At 48.6% G+C, this 20941-nt stretch carries 11 protein-coding genes; 7 read left to right on the forward strand and 4 right to left on the reverse strand.

The annotated features are described in order from the left end of the window. Positions 1–6: 6 nt before the first annotated feature. A complete protein-coding gene (locus HK25_RS02730) occupies positions 7–843 on the reverse strand; it encodes a polyphosphate kinase 2 family protein (RefSeq protein WP_086635214.1) in 837 nt (278 codons plus the stop codon). Positions 844–869: 26 nt separating this feature from the next. Then, complete coding sequence (locus HK25_RS02735; protein ID WP_086635215.1) at positions 870–3491, reverse strand: plasma-membrane proton-efflux P-type ATPase; 2622 nt, start codon at positions 3489–3491, stop codon at positions 870–872. A gap of 645 nt (positions 3492–4136) precedes the next feature. Here HK25_RS02735 and HK25_RS02740 point away from each other — a divergent pair. The 6 genes from HK25_RS02740 to HK25_RS02765 are packed head-to-tail and all read left to right on the forward strand — an operon-like array spanning position 4137 to position 15389. Further along, positions 4137–5321, forward strand: a complete 1185-nt coding sequence (locus tag HK25_RS02740; protein WP_086635216.1) for a NarK/NasA family nitrate transporter — start codon at positions 4137–4139, stop codon at positions 5319–5321. Next, on the forward strand, positions 5321–6961 hold the full coding sequence (locus tag HK25_RS02745; RefSeq protein ID WP_198945936.1) for an alginate export family protein: 1641 nt from the start codon (positions 5321–5323) through the stop codon (positions 6959–6961). Before HK25_RS02740 ends, HK25_RS02745 begins: the two co-directional genes overlap by 1 nt. A 17-nt stretch (positions 6962–6978) precedes the next feature. Beyond that, a complete protein-coding gene (gene nirB, locus HK25_RS02750) occupies positions 6979–9882 on the forward strand; it encodes a nitrite reductase large subunit NirB (protein ID WP_086635217.1) in 2904 nt (967 codons plus the stop codon). 6 nt (positions 9883–9888) lie between these two features. Next, the gene (locus HK25_RS02755; RefSeq protein WP_086635218.1) at positions 9889–13827 is read left to right on the forward strand and encodes a bifunctional nitrate reductase/sulfite reductase flavoprotein subunit alpha; all 3939 of its coding nucleotides are present in this window, start codon (positions 9889–9891) and stop codon (positions 13825–13827) included. A gap of 18 nt (positions 13828–13845) precedes the next feature. Beyond that, the gene (locus HK25_RS02760; protein WP_086635219.1) at positions 13846–14427 is read left to right on the forward strand and encodes an ANTAR domain-containing response regulator; all 582 of its coding nucleotides are present in this window, start codon (positions 13846–13848) and stop codon (positions 14425–14427) included. Further along, on the forward strand, positions 14424–15389 hold the full coding sequence (locus tag HK25_RS02765) for an ABC transporter substrate-binding protein (RefSeq protein WP_086635220.1): 966 nt from the start codon (positions 14424–14426) through the stop codon (positions 15387–15389). Before HK25_RS02760 ends, HK25_RS02765 begins: the two co-directional genes overlap by 4 nt. Positions 15390–15545: 156 nt before the next feature. Here the strand turns inward: HK25_RS02765 and HK25_RS02770 are convergent, their stop codons facing one another. Further along, positions 15546–18233 (reverse strand): Hint domain-containing protein, encoded by a 2688-nt coding sequence (locus HK25_RS02770; RefSeq protein ID WP_086635221.1) that lies wholly within the window; start codon positions 18231–18233, stop codon positions 15546–15548. 744 nt (positions 18234–18977) lie between these two features. Here HK25_RS02770 and HK25_RS02775 point away from each other — a divergent pair. Further along, complete coding sequence (locus HK25_RS02775; RefSeq protein WP_233127623.1) at positions 18978–19604, forward strand: TetR/AcrR family transcriptional regulator; 627 nt, start codon at positions 18978–18980, stop codon at positions 19602–19604. A 21-nt stretch (positions 19605–19625) separates the two neighbouring features. Here HK25_RS02775 and HK25_RS02780 read toward each other — a convergent pair whose 3' ends face one another. Next, positions 19626–20909 (reverse strand): NAD(P)/FAD-dependent oxidoreductase, encoded by a 1284-nt coding sequence (locus tag HK25_RS02780; RefSeq protein WP_086554874.1) that lies wholly within the window; start codon positions 20907–20909, stop codon positions 19626–19628. Positions 20910–20941 lie beyond the last annotated feature (32 nt).

Below are 20941 nucleotides of genomic sequence, written 5' to 3' on the forward strand. Positions count from 1 at the left end.
AGAGAGTTATTCTTTATCTTGTTTGGCTTTATGGTAAAGCTTTCTTATCTCTTCAATATCGACGGTCGGGGCAGGAAGCTGCAGATGCATATCTGTCAGGGTGTCTGCAATGATTTGTGAAATTGCGACATTGCGAAACCATTTGTGGTTAGAGGGGATAACATACCAGGGAGCCTGTTCAGTTGAACATTTGTTAAGCATGTCCTCATAGGCTGCTGTATATTCATCCCAGAAAGCACGTTCTTTATAATCAGCATCACTGATTTTCCACTGGCGGGAAGGGTCATCCAGGCGCTTGCGAAAACGTTTAAGCTGCTCTTCAGGGGTGATATAAAGAAAGAATTTCAGAATTGTGACGTTGTTCGCTGAAAGCATTTTTTCAAAATCATTGATTAATTCATAGCGTTTTGACCAGACCTCTTTGGGCACAAGGTCGTGTACACGCACGACAAGTACATCTTCATAGTGAGAACGGTTAAAAACAATGATCTGACCAAGCCCTGGTGTAAAAGGATGAATACGCCAGAGAAAATCATGTCGTTTTTCGATTTCAGTTGGTTGTTTAAATCCTTTTACAAATGTTCCCTGTGGATTCATTGACTGCATGACATGCCAGCAAACACCGTCTTTGCCTGCAGCGTCAATGCCCTGTAAAACAATAAGTAAAGCGTGCTTTTTTTCTCCATAAAGTTTTTGCTGAAGTTCTCCCATACTATTGCGATTTTTCTCAAGGTCTTTAATCGCATCTTCCTTGGATTTATAATTACCATGAAAAGATGCATCAATATCTTTTAGTTTTAGTGAAGACCCTGGTTTTACAATCAGTTTTTTACGAAGATCCATAACGGGCTACTTTCATAAACAGTGGTTTAGCGATGGAGAATATGCGTGGTGAGTTCAGCACTTTTCTTTTCACGACGTGCATAAATAGCGTTTGTAAGCAGTTTAATGCCGTCAAGGATGACCATCCAGATCAGAACATAAATCCAGACAAGTACAACCATCTGCCATGGAAGGGCAGGAACAAGAATGCCAAAAAGGCAGAGTAAAACGGCAACAATCTGTGTGCCGGTAACAGCTAATAAAAGCGGCAGACTTGGGTAGGGAGGACGAAAAAGCGTACCCTTGGTGCGCACGACAAACAGGAGGAGATGTCCGCCAGCGGCCAGCTGAAGGAAGATCATTGTCTGCAGCAGCAGAGGATTAAGCGGGATAAACGACATCAGAGCAGGCGTATGCATCCACCATATGCCGATAAGAAGTAAACCAAAACTCTGAGCCAGAGCGGCAATACCCATGACGGATGAAAAGGAGATAATCCGGTGCATATTCCATCGTACCGGTAACGGGCTGGCTTTAACGTGATCGTAAGCGATTGTCATAATCGGGATATCATCAAGGAGAGCCAGCACCACGATCATAATGGCTGTAAGAGGCTGAAAACCAAATGCAAGGTAGGCAATAACGACCAGGAACATAATGTCGATTGTCATTGCTATACGGTAGTAAACATAAGATGTAATACGCTCGAAAATAGCGCGTGCCTCGACAATGGCATTAACAATAGTTGACAGCCCAGGAGCGGTTAACACCAGAGCCGCAGCAGAGCGGGCGGCATCAGTTGCGCCACTAACAGCAACGCCACAGTCAGCCTGTTTGAGAGCCGGGGCATCGTTTACACCGTCACCTGTCATAGCAACAATGTGCCCCAGCTCCTGCAGTGCTTTGACAATTTCAAATTTATGTTCAGGGAAGACCCGACCAAAACCATCTGCGTTTTCAACAGCATGCGCAACATCTAATGGAATTTTATCAGGATCAGTGCCTTTTGCAAAAATGTCTGTTGCTTTTATCAAATGTTCACCAAGGCCGAGCTGATGTGAGATTTCAGCACCAATGGCAACATCATCACCTGTTACCATTTTAACTGACAGGCCAAGCTGTTTTGACTCAGCTATGGTCTGGGCTGCATCAGGACGGGGTGGGTCAAGCATTGGCAGCAGCCCTGACAGCTGCCATGTTTTTCCGGCATCTTTTGATGTGGCTACACCCAGTGCACGGGTACCATGGCTTGCCAGCTCCGCAACTTTTCCAAAATAGGCCGTATCCTGTTCGTCTGTTGCATCTTCACTAATCCCGCACAGCCTGGCAATAACCTGAGGCGCACCCTTGGCGTAGTGTATTGTCTGACCATCAGGCCCCAGAACAATACCGACCGTTTTTTTATTAACCGGGTCGAAAGGCACAAAGTCAGTTTGTTTGTAGCCGTTTAATGCATCGGCTGAAGGCAGAGCTTTCAGAATAGCCTGGTCAATAGCATCTGTGCTGTTGCTCTGTGTGGCCAGAGCAGCTGCGATGATCAAAGAATCTGGCTGAGCAGAACCAAAGGGAATAGGTGCCTGAAGTGTCAGTTTGTTTTGAGTCAGAGTGCCCGTTTTGTCGGAGCACAGGACATCAACCCCAGCGAGTTCTTCAATGGCAGAAAGACGTGAAACAATGGCTTTTTGCCGCGAAAGTGCCAGTGCTCCCAGAGCCATGGTGACAGACATAACCGCGGGCATGGCGACTGGCACTGAAGCTACCAGTAGTACCAGTACGAACTGAGCAATGGCTCCTGCTTCGCTCCAGTGCCAGCCAGTACCACTGGCCAGATCGTGGCATAGTCGGGCACCGACCAGAATAAGAGCAAGTGCCGCTGCAAGCAGAATAAGAAAATCGCCAATGCGCAGAACAGCTTGCTCTGCATGCGATTTGCTGCCTGCTGAAGCAACCAGACGGGCTGTACGACCAAAAAAAGTGTTATTGCCTGTTGCTGTAATAATACCACTCATGCTGCCCTGACGAGCAATTGAGCCCGAATAAGCGCTGTCGCCTTCTTTCTTGGAAACAGGGAGAGACTCACCGGTCAGAGCAGCCTGATCAACTGACAGATAAGCGCCGTTAGTGAGCAGCAGATCAGCCGGAATAATTTCTCCTGCGTTGACTTTTACCAGATCTCCAGGGACAAGATCAGCCGCGTCAACTGTAATCCATTCTCCGCCCCGGCAGACTGATGCTTTAAGAGCAAGCCCTTTTTTCAGAGCAGCAAGAGCGTTGGCGGCTTTGTTATCCTGCCAGAAACCAACTGACGCATTGTAGATCAGCAAACCGGCAATAACAAAAAAATCAGGCCAGTCATGGCGGAAAAAAGAAATCACAACTGCAATTTCAATCATCCACGGGATAGGCCCCCAGAAGTAGCTTAGCAGCTTTTTCCAGCGGCTTTCTTCATGTGCCTGAATGACGTTAGGGCCGTCTGTCGCAAGGCGTTGTTTTGCTTCATCCGCAGTTAGTCCCTGCGGTGTACTTTTCATTTCAATGATTTTTTGTGTGATACCGGCAGCATCGAGAGGCATGGCCTTTCCGGTAGTAGCTTTTCCGTTCGTTGTTGTTTGTGAGGAAGGTGAAATGGGAGGGGTATCAGAAGCTGTAGCGGCAGAAGGGGAAGACATCACTAGCTCCGTTCTGTAGGTGCAAAAACAGTCTGCTCTTGCAAGGGGATAAATATTAGGAGTGAGAGGCCTGATTATGTCAATATAAATTAAACAAAATATTTATACTTTTTATTATCATGCATGAATAATAACTTATATTGAGTAATTTTTTATTTTTATAAATACTAATAAAATAAATTATAGAATAATATTGATATTTTGCGCAAAAAATATGGTGTACGCATCCCGAAGGAAAATATTCATGACCCTGCCTTGTTTGTTGCGGCATCGTTTTCCTGGTGAGGCCAGCGATCGTGGCAGAGTTGCTGTGACGTATCTGTTTTTATAAGACGTCCTTTCACTCATGTTAAAATATCATACCAGAAAATCACGAGGCAAAACACTTCGGTGGGTTCCCGCTTTTATGGGATTTTGTTAGGTAGCGCGACCAGAGCGGAGTGGTTTGATTACATTAAAATCATTTTGATTTCGAATTATTATGATTGTATAATGTTCTCAGATTAAACCTTTTCGTCAGTGCGGGCGAAAATGACCTGTGCCTTTCGGGGCTGAAGTGCGACACAGAGCGGATCAACGGCGGTTCGCTGGCCCTTAAGGGCGATGGCTTTTGCATGAATGTGTAAGTCATCAGAGAGACGTTCTGTGGACAAAGGGTTCCTGAAAGCCGGCCATGCGCCGACTCTTATCGCAGCATTTCTGTATTTCGATGTTTCATTTATGGTCTGGGTTTTGCTGGGCCCGCTGGGTATCTCGATAGCGCATGACCTGCATCTCAATGCCGGAGAGAAGGGATTCCTGGTTGCGACCCCTGTTCTTGCCGGGGCGGCTTTACGTGTTCTTGCCGGGGCGCTGGTCGATGTTTTCGGGCCGCGTCGTGTCGCTATTGGTGCGCAGCTTTGTGTTATTTTTGGTCTTGCCCTGACCTGGTTTCTTGCTCCTCACAGTTATGGTGGTATGTTTTGGGTTGCGCTTGTTCTGGGTGTTGCCGGGGCATCTTTTGCTATAGCTCTGCCGTTAGCGTCTGCGTGGTATCCCCCTCGTTATCAGGGTACTGCTTTGGGTATTGCCGGTGCAGGTAACTCAGGTACAGCACTCGCTTCCTTATTTGCTCCAGGTCTTGCCGCTGTGATGGGGTGGCTTAATGTTCTGGGGCTGGCAACACTTCCCCTTATTATTGTACTGATTTTGTTTGTGTGCCTGGCACGCGAGCCTGCAAGACGGCCATCGGGCCCCTCTCTTGCATCATGGGGAAACACATTAAAATCTCGCAGTTGCTGGCTCCTGATGTTTTTCTATAGCGTCACATTCGGTGGTTTTGTGGGGCTGGCATCGTTTCTCACTATTTATTTTAATGATCAGTATCATCTTCCTCCTGCCATTGCCGGAGCCTGTACGGCTTTTGTCGTGTTTAGCGGGTCATTTATCCGGCCGGTTGGCGGTGCAATGGCAGATCGCATGGGTGGCACAAAAGCGCTTATGTTACTTTACGCTGTTGCAGGCTTTATTTTTGCCAGCATTGCTGCGGGCCTGCCTTCGGTTTATCTGGCTTTTGCTGCATTTTTTGCAGGTATGCTTGCTCTTGGTCTGGGCAATGGTGCTGTCTTTCAGCTTGTCCCTGTGCGTTTTCCTGCCCAGGTTGGTATTTTGACCGGTCTTGTTGGTATGGCCGGTGGTGTTGGCGGGTTTTACCTTGCTTCCTCACTGGGGGCAGCTCGTCAGTTTGCCGGTTCATATGGGCCAGGCTTTTTTGTTTTTTCACTTTTGTGCTTTGTCGCCTGTATTTGCGTTACGTTCTGTCATCGTAAATGGACCGGAGGGATTGTATAATGCACTCTCTCACACGCTTTGCACGTCAGGGAAGCTGCGGTCTCATTGCTTCCCTTATGCTTAATAACGCATGTGCTCTGGCAAATGCGCCGAGAGCGGTAAAAATTCCTCCACAGCCAGTTGTGCCTGTTCCTGTTCTGCCGTTACCCAATAAAAAAGCTATTATAAGCGGGGCGCTTTATCATCCTGACTGGGGTGTATTTAATACAGGCAATAATGCGGCTTCAGGTTTTGGTGTTACCGGTGGTTATGGCCAGGCCCGCTGGGCTGAGGACTGGAGCGCTCTGGCCCGGACTTCGCCCGCCGTTCGTCAGAAAGACTGGTTTAATCGTCTTAAATATATTCGGCTGAATAATAACGGGAGTATCTGGCTCAGCCTGAGTGGTGAAAACCGTTTGCGCTATATTTTCGAAAATCAGCCTCAGATGGGTTATGCCGGCAAAACTAATGCCAGCAGGGTGCTCTTACGTAACCAGTATGGCGCAGACCTGCATCTTGGTGAGCATGTGCGTGCTTATGCTGAGTTTATTTATGGTGTTGCCGGCGGGTCAAATACCTATGGCTATCAGCTTGGCACCGAGCGGGAGAGCCTTGATCTTCAGCAGGGTATTCTTGAAGTTAAAGGGCGCCTGCTTGGTGCCCGTATGGGGGTTATAGGCGGGCGGCAGCTGTTTCTTGATGCACCTGTCTCTATGCAGTCACCCCGTGACCTGACAAATGTGCAGGAGACATGGGATGGCTTTCGTGGCTATGCAATATGGAAACGTTTCAGATTAGATGTTTTTGACTTTTTGCAAACCAATAAACTGCCGCAAAAAGTGTTTGCTGATGGCACAAATTACAATGCCCGTCTGTATGGTGCCTATACATCAACAGCACTGCCTTCATTTGAGTTTATGGGGCAAAAAAGCCAGATGTTTGCTGATGTATTTTTCCTTGGCTATTTATATAGCGGTGCAGCAGCATCTATTCCGACAGCTTCACCTGGTGGTTTGCAAAAAGGTTCATCACGTCGGGATAATATTGGTATGCGTCTGTGGGGGAATGCCGGCCCGTTCAGCACCAGTCTGACAGGCGTCTTCCAGGGGGGGCAGTTTCGTCCTGCACAGAACAGCCTGCATACCCGTTCGGTTCGTGCTTATGCGGTTAACGCTACAATTACATATAACCGGCCAGACTGGGTTGGTAAGCCAGGTTTTGGTATACAGGCCGATATTTTTTCAGGTGGGTCAGACAGTAAACAGAGCGGTTCTGTCGGCACTTTTGCGACACCATATGTGCCTTTGCCCTATTATAATGACCTTTCTCTCTCTCTGACATCGCAAAATCTTATTGGTGTTGGTCCGGTTGCTAATCTTGCGATAAGACCTGATATGCAAATAAAATTTCATGTTCCGGTTTTCTGGCGTGCTAACACGCAGGATGCTGTTTATGGCGGCAATGGTAAAATCTACAGCTGGCGAAATAACCTGCATGGAGGGTTTACCGGTGTTATGCCCTACACACAGTTTTCCTGGAATTTTGCCCCTCACTGGGCATGGACTCATGATATTGAAGGGATACTTCTCTCACACGGGATGCGGGATGCCGGTGCCAGAGAGGGAGTACTTTATATGCAAACCCTCGAATTTAAATTTTAATGGCGGGAGGCACGCCCATGACCCAGAAAAAAAACCTTATTATTGTTGGTAATGGCATGGTGGGCCACTATTGTGCAGAACAGCTTGTTATGCATGGCCTGCACGAGCAGTATGATGTTCATATTTTTGGTGAAGAACGTCATCAGGCTTATGATCGTGTTCACCTGACAGAGTATATGACAGGGCAGGATGCTCTGGCGCTGAGGTTGCATCAGGAGGATTTTCACGATGCACATGGCATCACGCTTCACCTGAATGACAGGGTGACTCATATCAACCGTGATGAGAAAATTATTGTTACAGAGAGCATGCAGCTCCCTTACAGCACACTTATTCTTGCCACAGGTGCGCTGCCTTTTGTACCGCCTGTTCCGGGTAATACCGGCACGGCTGGTCTTGTATACCGCACACTGGAAGATCTGGATCTTATCCGTGATTCTGCCAGTAATGTTCAGCATGGCACTGTCATTGGCGGAGGGCTGTTAGGGCTTGAGGCTGCGAATGCCCTTAAAGTGTTAGGGCTTAATGTCAGTGTTATTCAGCTGGCCTCTCACCTGATGCCTGCTCAGCTTGATGAAGAGGGCGGACGTGCTTTAAAGCATCGTATTGAGGCCCTGGGCATAGATGTGCGTGTTCAGCACCAGACGCAGGAAATTGTTGCGGGTACAACGCATCGGCACAAACTTATTTTTGCAGATAACACGTCACTGGAAACTGACCTTGTCGTTTTTTCAGCTGGTATCAAACCACAGGATAATCTTGCCCGTACCTGCGGGCTTGCTATCGGGCAGCGTGGTGGCATTGTTATCGATAATCACTGTCGCACGTCAGATCCTGATATTTTTGCTATTGGTGAGTGTGCGCTGTGGGAGGGAAAGATTTTTGGTCTGGTCGCTCCAGGCTATACCATGGCGCGTGTGGTCAGTGCATTACTTGCTGGTGATACCGAGGCTGCTTTTACCGGTGCTGACATGTCAACGAAGCTTAAGCTACAAGGCGTTGATGTCGGTTCTGTAGGTGATGCACATGGCCTTGAGCCTGGTTCCACCAGCTATCGTTTTATTGGTGAGGCCGATGGCTCATATCGTCGCCTTGTGCTTTCAGCTGATGGTAAGCGCATCACCGGTGCCGTGCTGGTCGGTGACAACTCGTATTATGATACGATTTTTCAGTATGTGCAGAACAGGATTGCACCACCGGCTGACCCGGCGACCCTTATACTGCCGCGGGGGGAGGGGGCAGCCTTACTGGGCGCTGATGCCCTGCCTGAAACGGCAACAATCTGCTCTTGTCACAATGTGACAAAGGGGGCCATCAGCGCTGCTGTCGGGCAGGGCTGTACAGATCTTTCAGCGCTGAAAAATGAGACAAAAGCCGGGACAGGTTGTGGCGGTTGTGCCGCCTTGCTGAAAAACGTGTTTGAGACTGAACTGAGTGCACGTGGGATTACGGTTGACCGGAGTTTGTGTGAGCATTTTTCGTACACCCGGCAGGAGCTTTATTCTCTTGTCAGGGTGCATGGCATCCGTAGTTTTGAAGAGCTTATGGCGCAGTACGGTAACGGAGGGCTTGGTTGTGATATCTGCAAGCCAGTAGTCGGTTCTGTTCTGGCTTCAGCCTGGAATAAACCTATTACCGACCCGTTATATATCCCCCTTCAGGATACGAACGATACTTTTATGGGGAATATGCAAAAAAACGGGACCTACTCTGTGGTGCCTCGTATTGCAGGCGGAGAAATTACACCTGATAAGCTGATTATTCTGGGACAGGTGGCTAAAAAATATAATCTGTATACTAAAATAACAGGTGGTCAGCGTGTAGATCTGTTTGGTGCACAATTACACCAGCTTCCCGCAATATGGGCAGAGCTTCTTGACGCAGGCTTTGAAACCGGCCACGCATACGGAAAATCAACCCGCACTGTTAAGTCATGCGTAGGCAGCACATGGTGTCGTTATGGTGTTCAGGATAGTGTTGGTAAAGCGCTCGATTTGGAAAATCGCTATAAAGGTCTGCGCTCGCCACATAAACTGAAATTTGCAGTCTCTGGTTGTACGCGCGAGTGTGCAGAGGCCCAGAGTAAAGACGTTGGTATTATCGCCACGGAAAATGGCTGGAACCTTTTTGTGTGTGGTAATGGTGGCATGCGGCCACGCCATGCAGAGCTTTTCGCGACAGATCTCGATTCAGAAACGCTGGTCAAATATATTGATCGTTTCCTGATGTTTTATATACGCACAGCAGATAAACTGCAGCGGACATCTGTCTGGCGTGAAGGGCTGGAAGGCGGTCTGGAATATCTGAAAGATGTTATCATTCACGATAGTCTCGGTATCTGTGAAGAGCTTGAACAGCAAATGCAGCATGTCGTGGACACATATCACTGTGAATGGAAAGATGCGCTTACAGATCAGGAAAAACTGAAACGCTTCCGTACATTTGTAAATGATAGTCGCCCGGACCCCAACATTCGTACTGTGCCTGAGCGCGATCAGGTTAAACCTGCTGACAATCAGCCTGAGCAGTCATTCACAGCAGGCCCGGCGGAGTGGACAGACCTTTGCGCTCGGGAGGACCTGGTCGCACGTTCCGGGGTGGTTGCCTTATATAACGATATACAGGTTGCTTTGTTCTATCTGCCCGATGCCTATGGGGAAGGGCAGGTATTTGCTGTTGATAATCATGATCCGTTTTCCCATGCTAATGTGCTGGGGCGTGGACTGATGGGAGACCTGAACGGAGAACCCGTTGTGGCTTCCCCTCTTTATAAACAGCATTTCCGTCTGACAGACGGGGCATGTCTTGAAGATGTTACAAAATCTATCCGGGCGTGGGATGCGCGGATCCACCATGGCCGTGTAGAAATTCGTGCACTTAGTATGGCGGGTGCTGTCCCGACAGAAACGTTGATGGCGTAATTCTGTATGACGTGCCGCGAAGTCCGTTCTGTTTGTCCTTATTGCGGTGTCGGATGCGGCATCGTGATGGAGGTTAAAGATCAGAAAATTGTCCGGGTGAAAGGTGATGCTTCTCACCCGGTTAATAAAGGACGTCTGTGCACTAAAGGTAGTACATGTCATGAGCCGGTGACATCTTCAGCGCGCCTCGATACAGCACTTATTCGCTCAGAGCGGGCAGCGTCGCCCGTGCCCGTATCACTTGATGCGGCTATTGAGACAACGGCTAAGCGTTTACGTTCTGTTCTTGAAACGCATGGGCCTGATGCCATTGCTCTTTATGTTTCGGGTCAGATGTCGCTTGAGGCGCAGTATCTGGCGAATAAACTGGTCAAAGGTTATTTGCGCACACGCCATATCGAATCAAACTCACGTCTGTGCATGGCAGCTGCTGGTACAGGCTATAAATTGTCTCTTGGTGCTGATGCACCGCCTGGATCGTATGAAGATTTTGACTGCAGTAATCTGTTTTTCGTCATTGGTGCGAATATGGCAGACTGTCATCCGATCCTGTTTCTGCGTCTTATGGACCGTAAACGTGCATCAGGTGCGAAACTTATTGTTGTGGACCCACGTCGTACGGCGACGGCTGATAAAGCAGATCTGTTTTTACAGATACGCCCGGGCACAGATCTGGCATTGCTCAATTGTCTGCTTCTGCTGCTGATTGAGCTGAACGCTATTGATGAAAAATTTATAGAGGCTTCAACCCGCGGCTGGGGGGATATGTCTGCATTCCTCGCTGATTATACACCTGATCGTGTCTCTGCTCTGACAGGTCTCTCGGAAAACGATATACGGACAGCTGCACGCTGGATTGCTGAAGCGAAAGACTGGATGTCTTTGTGGACTATGGGTTTAAACCAAAGTGTATCGGGGGCGTGGCACACTAACGCATTATGCAACCTGCATCTGGCCACGGGTGCAATCTGCAGGCCCGGCAGCGGCCCGTTTTCGCTTACCGGCCAGCCAAATGCGATGGGCGGGCGTGAAATGGGGTATATGGGGCCGGGGTTGCCTGGGCAGCGCACAGCTCTCACAGAAACAGACAGATCTTTCTGTGAGGAGCAGTGGAAACTGCCACCGGGCACGATCCGTAGCAGCGGAAGTGATGGCGCCATTGCGATGTTCAGAGATATGGCAGAGGGGGCAATTAAAGCCTGCTGGATCATCTGCACGAACCCGGTTGCTACTGTTCCCCGCCGCGGTAAAGTAAGAGACGCTCTTGAAGCTGCAGAGCTGGTTATAGTGCAGGATGCTTATGCAGATGCCGAAACCGGCCGTTATGCTGACATCCTGCTTCCCGGTGCTTTATGGGCGGAGGGCGATGGCGTGCAGGTCAGCTCTGACCGTACCATGACACTGGCTCGTCAGGCTGTGGCGCCACCCGGAGAGGCCCTGCCGGACTGGCAGATTATTGCCAGAGTTGCATGTGCCATGGGGTTTAGCGAGGGTTTCTCATTTGCGTCTTCGGCTGAGATATTTGCCGAAGCTGGTCAGTTTACAAACTCACTGACAGGTTACGATATTTCGGGAGTAAGTCATTCCCGTCTGCAAACAGGCCCTGTTCAATGGCCTGCGGCAGAGGGTGATCTCTCCACAAGGCATCCTGTTCGTTATCGTCCTGATATGCAGGCCCCTCCTGTTTTTGCACATTCTGATGGTAAAGCTGTGTTTTTGCCACGCCCATGGATGGCGCAGGAAGAACAGCCTGATGAACATTATCCTTTTTTGCTGAATACCGGCCGTCTGCAACATCAGTGGCATACCCTGACCAAAACGGGTCGGGTCATGCAGCTCAATAAACTTAATTCTGGTCCGTTTATTGAAATTTCTCCTGACGATGCAAAACACACAGGTATTTCAGACAAGGATCTTGTAGAGATACGCTCCGTGCGGGGAAGAGCCTTATTGCCTGCGCATATTTCATCACGCGTGGCGCCAGGGACCTGTTTTGCACCTTTCCACTGGAATGACCGGTTTGGTGAACAGCTCTGCATCAATGAGGTCACTTCTGATGCGGTTGATCCGCTTTCGTTGCAGCCAGGCATTAAACACTGTGCCGTATCGCTTACTTTAATCGGAACTGCTTCCTCTGTGACACAGGAGAGAACTGACACTATGCCAGCCGATTTTCTTGCTCAGCATCTGAACCTGACAGCATTTAAAAAACCAGAATTTTCGGGCGGGAGTGTCGGCTGGATAAACGGCTTTCTGGAGGGGTTACGGCTGACGCCGCCAGAGAATACAGTGCCGGTTATTCCACCTTCTGCTCCGTTATCGTCTGAGCAGGTGTCTTACCTTAACGGGTTGCTGACCTCACTTTATTCACGTTTGCCAGCTGTGGCTCCGCGTAATGATAGTCAGCCTGCCTCTTCACGACCGGCGCTTACACTCTGGTGGGCTTCTCAGACAGGGAGAGCTGAAATGCTGGCGACACAGCTCAGCTCCTGGCTGAGTGAAAGTGGATATGACGTGAGGCTTGCTGGTCTGGAGGGGTGTTCTCCCGACGATCTGACAGGGACAGCTCTTTTTGTAGTCTCTACCTTTGGTGACGGCGAGGCGCCTGACAGTGCAGTTCCTTTCTGGAACATGCTGCAGCAGCATAACACCCCACTGACGACACTACGTTATGCAGTCCTGGCATTGGGGGATTCTGCTTATGCCAGTTTTTGTGGTTTCGGGCGTTTACTGGACAAGCAGCTTAGCTCTCTTGGCGCATTTAGTTTGCTTGAGCGTGCAGAGTGTGAGCCTGATTATGACGATGTGGTAGAGACCTGGCAGCCTCAGTTACTCAAAGCACTGGGGGATGAGGGTAAGGGCACCGACACAAAGCCGTTAATGAAACAGCCGCTATGTGTATCTGAGGGGATAACCCGCGATACACCCGTAACTGCACGTCTGGTTAAAGTTACACATCTGAGCGGTGAAGAGGGCGGGAAAGAAACATGCCATGTTGAGCTGGATATATCCGGCACTGGTTTAAACTATACTACAGGTGATGCACTTGGGGTCTGGCCACTGAATAATGAAGCCATTGTGCAGAAAGTGCTTAAAGCCCTTCAGCTTGCTGAAAACACTATGCTCACACTGCGTCATAAAGGGGTCGTGTCTCTGGGTGACGCCCTGCGCCGGTGCTTTGATCTTTCTCGTCCGACACCGGCGTTGCTGAAAAAGCTGGGGTTAACGGAAAGCGGATATTTGCCTGACCTGATAAGCACTTTGACGGTGCCACCCTCAGAGCAGGAGATACCAGGGCTTTTCAGGCGCATGCAACCACGCCTTTACTCGGTGTCTTCATCATCGCGTCTGCATCCGGAGCGGGTTCACCTGACGGTTGGTGTAAATTATACGCCGTTTCCTGGTGTCTCCTCCACATGGCTGACCCGCCTTAAAAGTGGTGAGGGAGTTTCAGTTTTTATACAGCCATCCTCGCATTTTCGCCTGCCGGAGGATGATAGTCTGCCGGTAATTATGATTGGACCAGGAACCGGGATTGCACCATTCCGCGCGTTTTTACAGGAGCGTGCTGCCCGGCAGGCAACAGGGCCTGCCTGGCTCTTTTTTGGTGAACGTCATGAAAAAAATGGGTTTTATTATCGCTCAGAGCTGGAGGATTTTATGGCTCAGGGGTATCTGACCCGTCTTGATACAGCTTTCTCTCGTGATCAGGATGAACGTATTTATGTGCAGGACCGTATGAACGAACACAGTTTTGCCATGTGGGAGTGGATTAATCAGGGTGCCTGCCTTTATGTCTGTGGTGATGCTGCAAGAATGGCACGTGACGTTGATGATACTCTGAAACAGATTGTCAGCCATCATGGTGCAATGAGCATTGAACAGGCCGGGGAGTTTCTGGCAGAGCTGGCACGCAGCGGCCGCTATCTGCGTGATGTATACTAAACAGAAAGACAACGGGTGATGAAGGTCCTTCTGGCAGATGAAAATTCCCACAGAGCAGGGGCCCTGGCAAGCCTGCTCGCAGCCGACAACACTCTGGATGTTGTTATGCTTCACCCGGGCACCAGCCTTATTGATGCTGTACGCATACATATACCTGATATTGTTCTGGTAGATATAAGCCGCTCTGATCGTGATGCACTTGATAGTGTAAGAGCACTTTCTGCCTCTGGCCTTGAGCGGCCTGTTGCCCTGTTTATTGATGAGGATGACGAGAGTCTGATGGAAGATGCGTTTGCGGCTGGCGTCTGCTCATACAATGTACTGAATACACCGGTAAAAGATGTAAAACCTTTGCTGCGTTCTGCAATTGCACTGTACCGCCGCTTTCGGCAAACCAGTGCAGAACTACAGGCCGCCAGAAAAACATTGTCTGACCGTGAAGCGACAGATCGGGCAAAGCTGCTTTTTATGAAAAATGAATGCTGTAAAGAAGATGAAGCTTACCGCTGGTTTCGTAAGCAGGCTATGGAAAAATCACGGAAAATAGCTGATATCGCTAAAGATTATCTTGCCCGATATGACAGGAGTACACCAGTATGAGCTCATTATGCCGTATTGGCGTTTTACAACTGGCTGATAGCGCCCCCGTGCTGGTGGCGCACGCACGCGATATTTTTTCCCGTTATGGTCTGAATATTCAGCCTGTTGTTATGCCCTCATGGGCTAACGTTGCTGATGGTCTTGTCTGGAATGGCCTTGATGGGGCACTTATGTTTCCGCCTCTGGCTATAATGACAGCGCTTGGGCAGCGGGGGAGGGCTATTGGTTTACGCCCTGGTCTGCCTGTCAGCAGAGGAGGGAATAGTATTGTTCTGCGTGGGCAGGCTGCGGCACAGAGTGCGTGGATTTCAGAACCAGACAAAAAGAAAGCGTTTCATACCTGGCAGGGTTCTCTTAATCGTAAGCCGCGTCTTGCTGTTGTCCACCTTTATTCGACACATTACCTTATTCTGACACGATTTCTCAAAAAAATTTCTGTCTGCCGTAATACGGAAACAGACATTGTGGTTATGCCTCCCGCTCGTATGATTGAGGCTCTTCTGGGAGGAGAAATTGACGGGTTTTGTGCCGGCCCACCCTGGGGCGCAGATGCCCAGCTCCGTCACCTTGCCTTTGCTGTATCAGGCTCAGCAGCTACTGTGTCAGATCATCTGGAGAAGATGCTCATTTTAACAGATCAATGGAAAATGAGATATCCGGATGAAACAAAACGTCTTTATTCAGCACTTTCCGAAGCGGCAATCTTATGCAATCAGTCAGAGAATTCAGCTTCAGTGGCAGCATTACTGAGTGCTAAGCAGGAGAATAATGGTTTAAATTTGCCCGAAAAAGCTGTGCGTTCTGTTTTGTCTGATGGAAAAAATATTACAGAAACAATGTCTTTTAATACGCATATCCAAACACCAGAGCTTTCGTTCGGGTGGATGATCCGGGATATGTTGCGTGAAGGCTGGTTAACACCGGATGATCTGACCAAGTTATCTGCTCTGGGCTGGTGTTAGTTGTTCAGCTCCTGAATATACTTCCTGAGTAAAGGAAGCTGCATAGTAAAATATTATAGCAGCTTCCGGTATTTTCAGTTTTAACCTGACTGAGCAGAGCTGATTAACTCAAAGGAAGACCTGATATTTTTTATGTTATCAGGTCTTCGTGTTTCTTCAGGCTGTTTTTTTGCCTTCCTCATCCTGCGTTACACAGTAAGGACCGGCAGCTTCGATGCTGAGTGAAAGCAGGCCGATGCTGCCTGGTTTACGAGGCCCCAGTGGCAGAGAGGCATTGCCGTTTGTCCAGCGTGCTGAAGGGTGGGCGATACCATACCAGCCGTTCAGTGCGTCATCGGTGAGGTGATGGATAATCTCTCTTTTTTTGTTGCCTTCAAAAAAGAGCACTTCGCCGATAAGTACACCCAAATTGCGTCGGTCATCAACAAATGGCCCCCGGGTGTCAGAGGGTTTACTGCTGTTTGAGACGATCTGCACAGTATCAAGACCGTCAGGGATCATGAACATGACGCATTTATCAACTGTACGGAGTGGCTGAATGATATGTCCGTTAGCTGAACGTAAATGCAGGTTTGTCTCAGTTGTGAGTGCAGGCGGCAGTGTCTGAAGTGGCAGTCTGCGCTTTTCTGCACGTTGTGCAATCTGGCGGTAAATGGGTTCTACCCGTTCGCGTGACACATCCAGCGGAGCAGCGGCATCATTTTCCCAGCTTTTTGTCTGTGGGTTAAAGATGAACACATTCCCCTGCTGCCTGAAGGCATTACGGTTGCCTGTATCGAGATAGCTTTCAGTCAGCATACCATCAGCCATAATGACTGAATGGTCCTCGGTTTCAATATGGTAGTAGTCATAAGACGGAACTGAGCGGTCATAAAAGACTGAGCGGCCGTTAACCAGCATACGTGCAGGAATAAATGCATTGTCGAAAAACAGGCAGTGTTCAGCTGTTACCAGCAGGTCTTTAAAAGGAACACCTGGTGCAATGGCATCCTGGAGAATACGAACAGGGTAGCCGGCTTCATCGTCAGATTTTTCTGATTTTACAGTGCAATGTGCCTTGCCTGCCCATGTCACAGTGGTATGGCATGCTTTTCCGTCCTGATAAGAAACGATAACATCACCTGGTTTCAGGTCCTGCACGGCCATTGTACCATCGGGTGTGGCAATGAGTGTATCTGCCAGGAAGCAGACCTCATAAACCAGGTCACCATCAGAATTTTCACTCAGAGTATAGCCAATTTCTTCAACACCAATGATGTTGAGCGTAATGGATGAATTATCCTGAAGTGTGAATGTGACGTGATCGGCGTCAGGGTATGTGACGTCTTTAACGTCATTAGCTTTCACACTTTCGAGTGTGATGCTGTCAACAGCACCTGTTCCGACATTCTGAGTGAAACCTGAGATAACAGTTGTCGGGCTTGTATTGCCAGTAATAACTAGGTCAGAATTACCATCACCCGTGAGGGTTACTGTGCCCCCTGCGGTTGATGGAATGGTAACCTGCGCACCTCTTTCTGCTGTGACGTTGCCTGAGATGACACCGCCCGAAAATGCATAAAGAGAACCACCGCTTGAAACTGTTGTTGTGCCTATTACGCCTTCGTCGCGTGCATATAAGGAGCCACCGCTTTCAACAGTATTATTTGCAATTATTCCGCCGGCAGCAGCCTCCAGAACACCTCCGCCAGAGACAACAGCAGAGGACGAAAGGCCTCGTATACCAGCACCACCGCTGCTGGTAACAGTAAGGGTGGAGACTACGCCCCCGCTGCTTACAATAAGTGTATTGCCGGAAGATATAGTCGTACTTTGCAGGGTCGCCCCTGAATTAACGTAAATATTGGCGTTGCCGGCAGGTGGAGTTTCGTACGTATCAACGGCACCACTTTCTAAGATAAGAGTGCCACCACTAGTGGTCCATCCCAGATAAGGAGGAGAGTTATAAGCGCTGATTACGCCACCATTGAGATGGACAGAAGTTACCTCATTGGCGCCTGCGGAAAATACCGCTGTTGCGCCAGAATTGATGGTTGTACTGGCGAGGCTGCCACCACTGTTCACAGTGAGTGTATTGCCAGAGGACAGCGTAGCGCTGGATAGCTGAGCCCCTGAATTTACTATGATACTGGCATTTCCAGAAAATGGTGATTCGTTCGTGTCAATGGCACCACTTTCTAAGATGAGTGTGCCACCACTACTGCCCCACGTAAAATAAGGAGGAGAGTTATAAGCGCTGATTACGCCGCCATTGAGAGTGGCATTTTCATTGGCGCCTGCGGAAAATACCGCTGTTGCGCCAGAATTGATAATTGCACCGGTGACGCTGCCGCCACTGTTTACAGTGAGTGTATTGCCAGAGGCCAGCGCAGTGCCGGATAGTACGGCCCCTGAATTTACTATGATATTGGCATTTCCAGATGAAGGGTTCTCACCTTCTGTATCGACTGACCCACTTTCGAGAATGAGTGTGCCGCCATTACTTCCCCAGTTAAAGTAAGGTGTAGAGTTAAAGGCACTTATTGTGCCACCGTCTAAATTTACATTGTAATAATATTCGTTGGTGCCTGCTAAAAATATAGCGGTTGCAGCGCTACTGATAGTTATATTGCTGAGAGCCCCACCGTTTTCAACAGTCAGCGTACCGCCTTCGAATGTGTTGTTGAGTACAGTGCCCCCGCTTTGGATTGTTAAGCTGCCTCCGGAGGTAAGCGTTGCGCCGGCAAACGTTCCGCCGGATTCAACGGTTACAGATGTAAATCCGGCGCCGTAAAATCCACCTGGGTTTGTCCATCCATTCAGACCATCATCAACATACAGGACGTTGGATGTAACATGACTCATTCTCTGTTTACCTTCATAACTATTTAAAACGTAATCAATTGAATTATTTCAACGAGTTCTCAGAGCAAACATTATGCTGAAGGCAGCTGGGGATGATCAGGTTGTGATTTATAATGCAACTCATCTGCGAGTTTGTTTATAAATAACTATGATCTTTCATGCTGTTTCGTTAAGAAAAAACAATCCTGCGTGATAAATAAGGTATATCTGCACATACCATCAAATAAATTATATATTAATAATTAAAAATTTATTAATGATAAATAAATCATAAAATGTAAAAAATAAAAAAATAAACAATTAATATTTAATTATGATTAATTACATTAAAAGATATTTTTTTTGATATATGTCAAAAATAAAATTAAATAAAAAAGTTATTTATATTTCATATTTTATTTTTTATTACGTGAAGTTTATTGTTTTTTTTGTTCAATTAAAACTCAGGGGTATTATTGTTATTATTTTTTAAACTTAATTTCTTTTAAGGTATTCCCTAGGGGGGTATGGTGGTGAGCCAGAGCGGGTTCTGTGTATCGAACGACTGACGTGGCTCACGTGGAGATATTAAGGAAGATTCGGTTTGGAAACCGATAGGTTCTAAAACATTCAGTGAGGCATATGAGGAGTGGTAACACTTTGAGAATAGTGGCATACCATCGGCACTGCGTTCGGTTTTTTTGATCCGTTTTTAATGTGATCAATCAGATTGAGTATGAGAATGAATTTTTTGAAGGTTATGTTTTGTCTGATTGGGTTGTAGCATCTGATGTGGCGCGCAATTTCTCGCGGCGGGAAGAACGCAGGCGGCAAACCCAGGATGCTCTGATCGATGCCGCCATGAGGCTTTTGTCTGAAAAAGGGTTTAATAAAACAACCACAGATGAAATTGCGGCAGCGGCGGGTATTTCACGCCGGACTTTGTTTCGTCACTTTCCTGCTAAGGCAGATCTCGTTACGGCCTGGACGCAGCAGATGACAGATGTTCTGACCAGGAGAGTAAATGCCTGTCCGGCAGATATGCTGCCTCAGGCAGTCATTCAGGTTGCGCTCGAGGCTGTTGTTCCTTACATGGCAAAAACGAAAGAAGAAGCGCTTGCTTTTGTGCGTCTGATTGAACGTACGCCGGAATTACGCTCGGTGAGCTTAAATAAATATGCCTGCTGGGAGGATAGTCTGGCTGCAGCGCTGGAACAACGCATGTCTGAAAGCGGTGACAGGGCTCTGGCAGCCAGAGTTGCCGCCCGGTCAGGAATTGCCGCTTTCAGAACCGCTGTAGATGAGTGGATTAGTGTAAAGGGGCGTACTGACCTGGTCGTTCTGATTCAGCGTGTTATTATGCTGCAGATTGCCTGCTTCAGAGAGATTTGAGCAGGCATTTTTATTGCTCGGTCAGTGAAGTCGGATCGAAGGATTAACCAGAGAGCTTACCCAGTCAGAAAAGCAGGATATCAGGCCGCGTGATACACCATAAAGTTCAACCTGGTGCTGGCGATACAAAGCCAGGTGCCCCAGACGAGCTGACAGCCCTTTAAATACTCCGCCTCCAAAGACTGTGCCTCCAGGCAGAGTTCCCCATCCATTATAATTCCCTAATGCGACAATCGCTCCCTTGTTGTTGAACACACAAGGCGATATTTCACGTTTATCGTATAGCCATGCCGGTAACTGCCGTGCGAGGTGATGGGCCTGTTGCCTTGCTACCTGAGCTGTTGGCGGCAAAGGGTCGTCGGCAATGTAGCTGCAGTCGCCCATAGCAAATATGGCAGGGTCATCAACAGACTGAAGGGTTGGTTTTACCAGAATTTGCCCTGAACGACTCAGGGAGAGGTCGCCAAAACCTTTGGTAACTTCAGGTGCTTTGACGCCTGCAGCCCATACGCGCAGGGTGGCTGGTATGTGGCTGCCGTCTTTGAGGGTGAAGCCATGACTGTCTGCTCCTGAAACCATAGCAGATGTAAGCACTCTGACGCCAATGCGCTCAAGTTCCTGCCTGGCAGCCTGTGAGACTTCTTCGGGGAAAGCAGGCAGAATACGCGGGCCAGCTTCAAGCAGCGTAATATTTAGTACGGGTGGCGTTTGTGAAAAACTATGAAGGCCAGCCAGCTCAAGTGCTTTGTGCAGCTCTGCCGCGAGCTGAGTGCCAGTCGCGCCGCCCCCTACAATAGCAATATCAAGGGCGCCATCGCCAGCATAGGAACGAAGAAGTTCCATGCGGAACTTTTCGTTGAAACCATTGGCCTCAACAAGGTTGTCAATAAAGAGGCAATGCTCAGAGACCCCCGGTGTGCCAAAATCATTTGCACAGCTGCCAATTGATAAGATCAGTGCATCATATTTAACCGTTCGCCCTTCCAGCACCAGGCTTCCGTCTGCACCATAAAGCGGGCCAAGGACTGTTTCCTTTTTTTCACGGTCCAGGCTGATTACCTCACCGGGCCAGAATTCAAAATGATGACGTCTGGCCTGTGCCATAAAACTGATGCGGTCATTTTCATTCTGGGCAGTGCCGGCTGCAAAGCAGTGCAGCATTGGTTTCCAGACATGAGAAAAACTTTTGTCGATCAGGGTGATACGTGCTTTGCCCTGCCTGCCCATTGTGTTGCCAAGGCGTGTTGCAAGTGCAAGACCTGCAACACCGCCGCCAACGATCAGGATTTCAAATTTCCGGCTCATAGTCTCTACCCGTCGTTGTTCTTTAGATCATT

This window comes from Acetobacter sp. DsW_059, assembly GCF_002153695.1.
GTDB classification, from domain to species: domain Bacteria; phylum Pseudomonadota; class Alphaproteobacteria; order Acetobacterales; family Acetobacteraceae; genus Acetobacter; species Acetobacter thailandicus.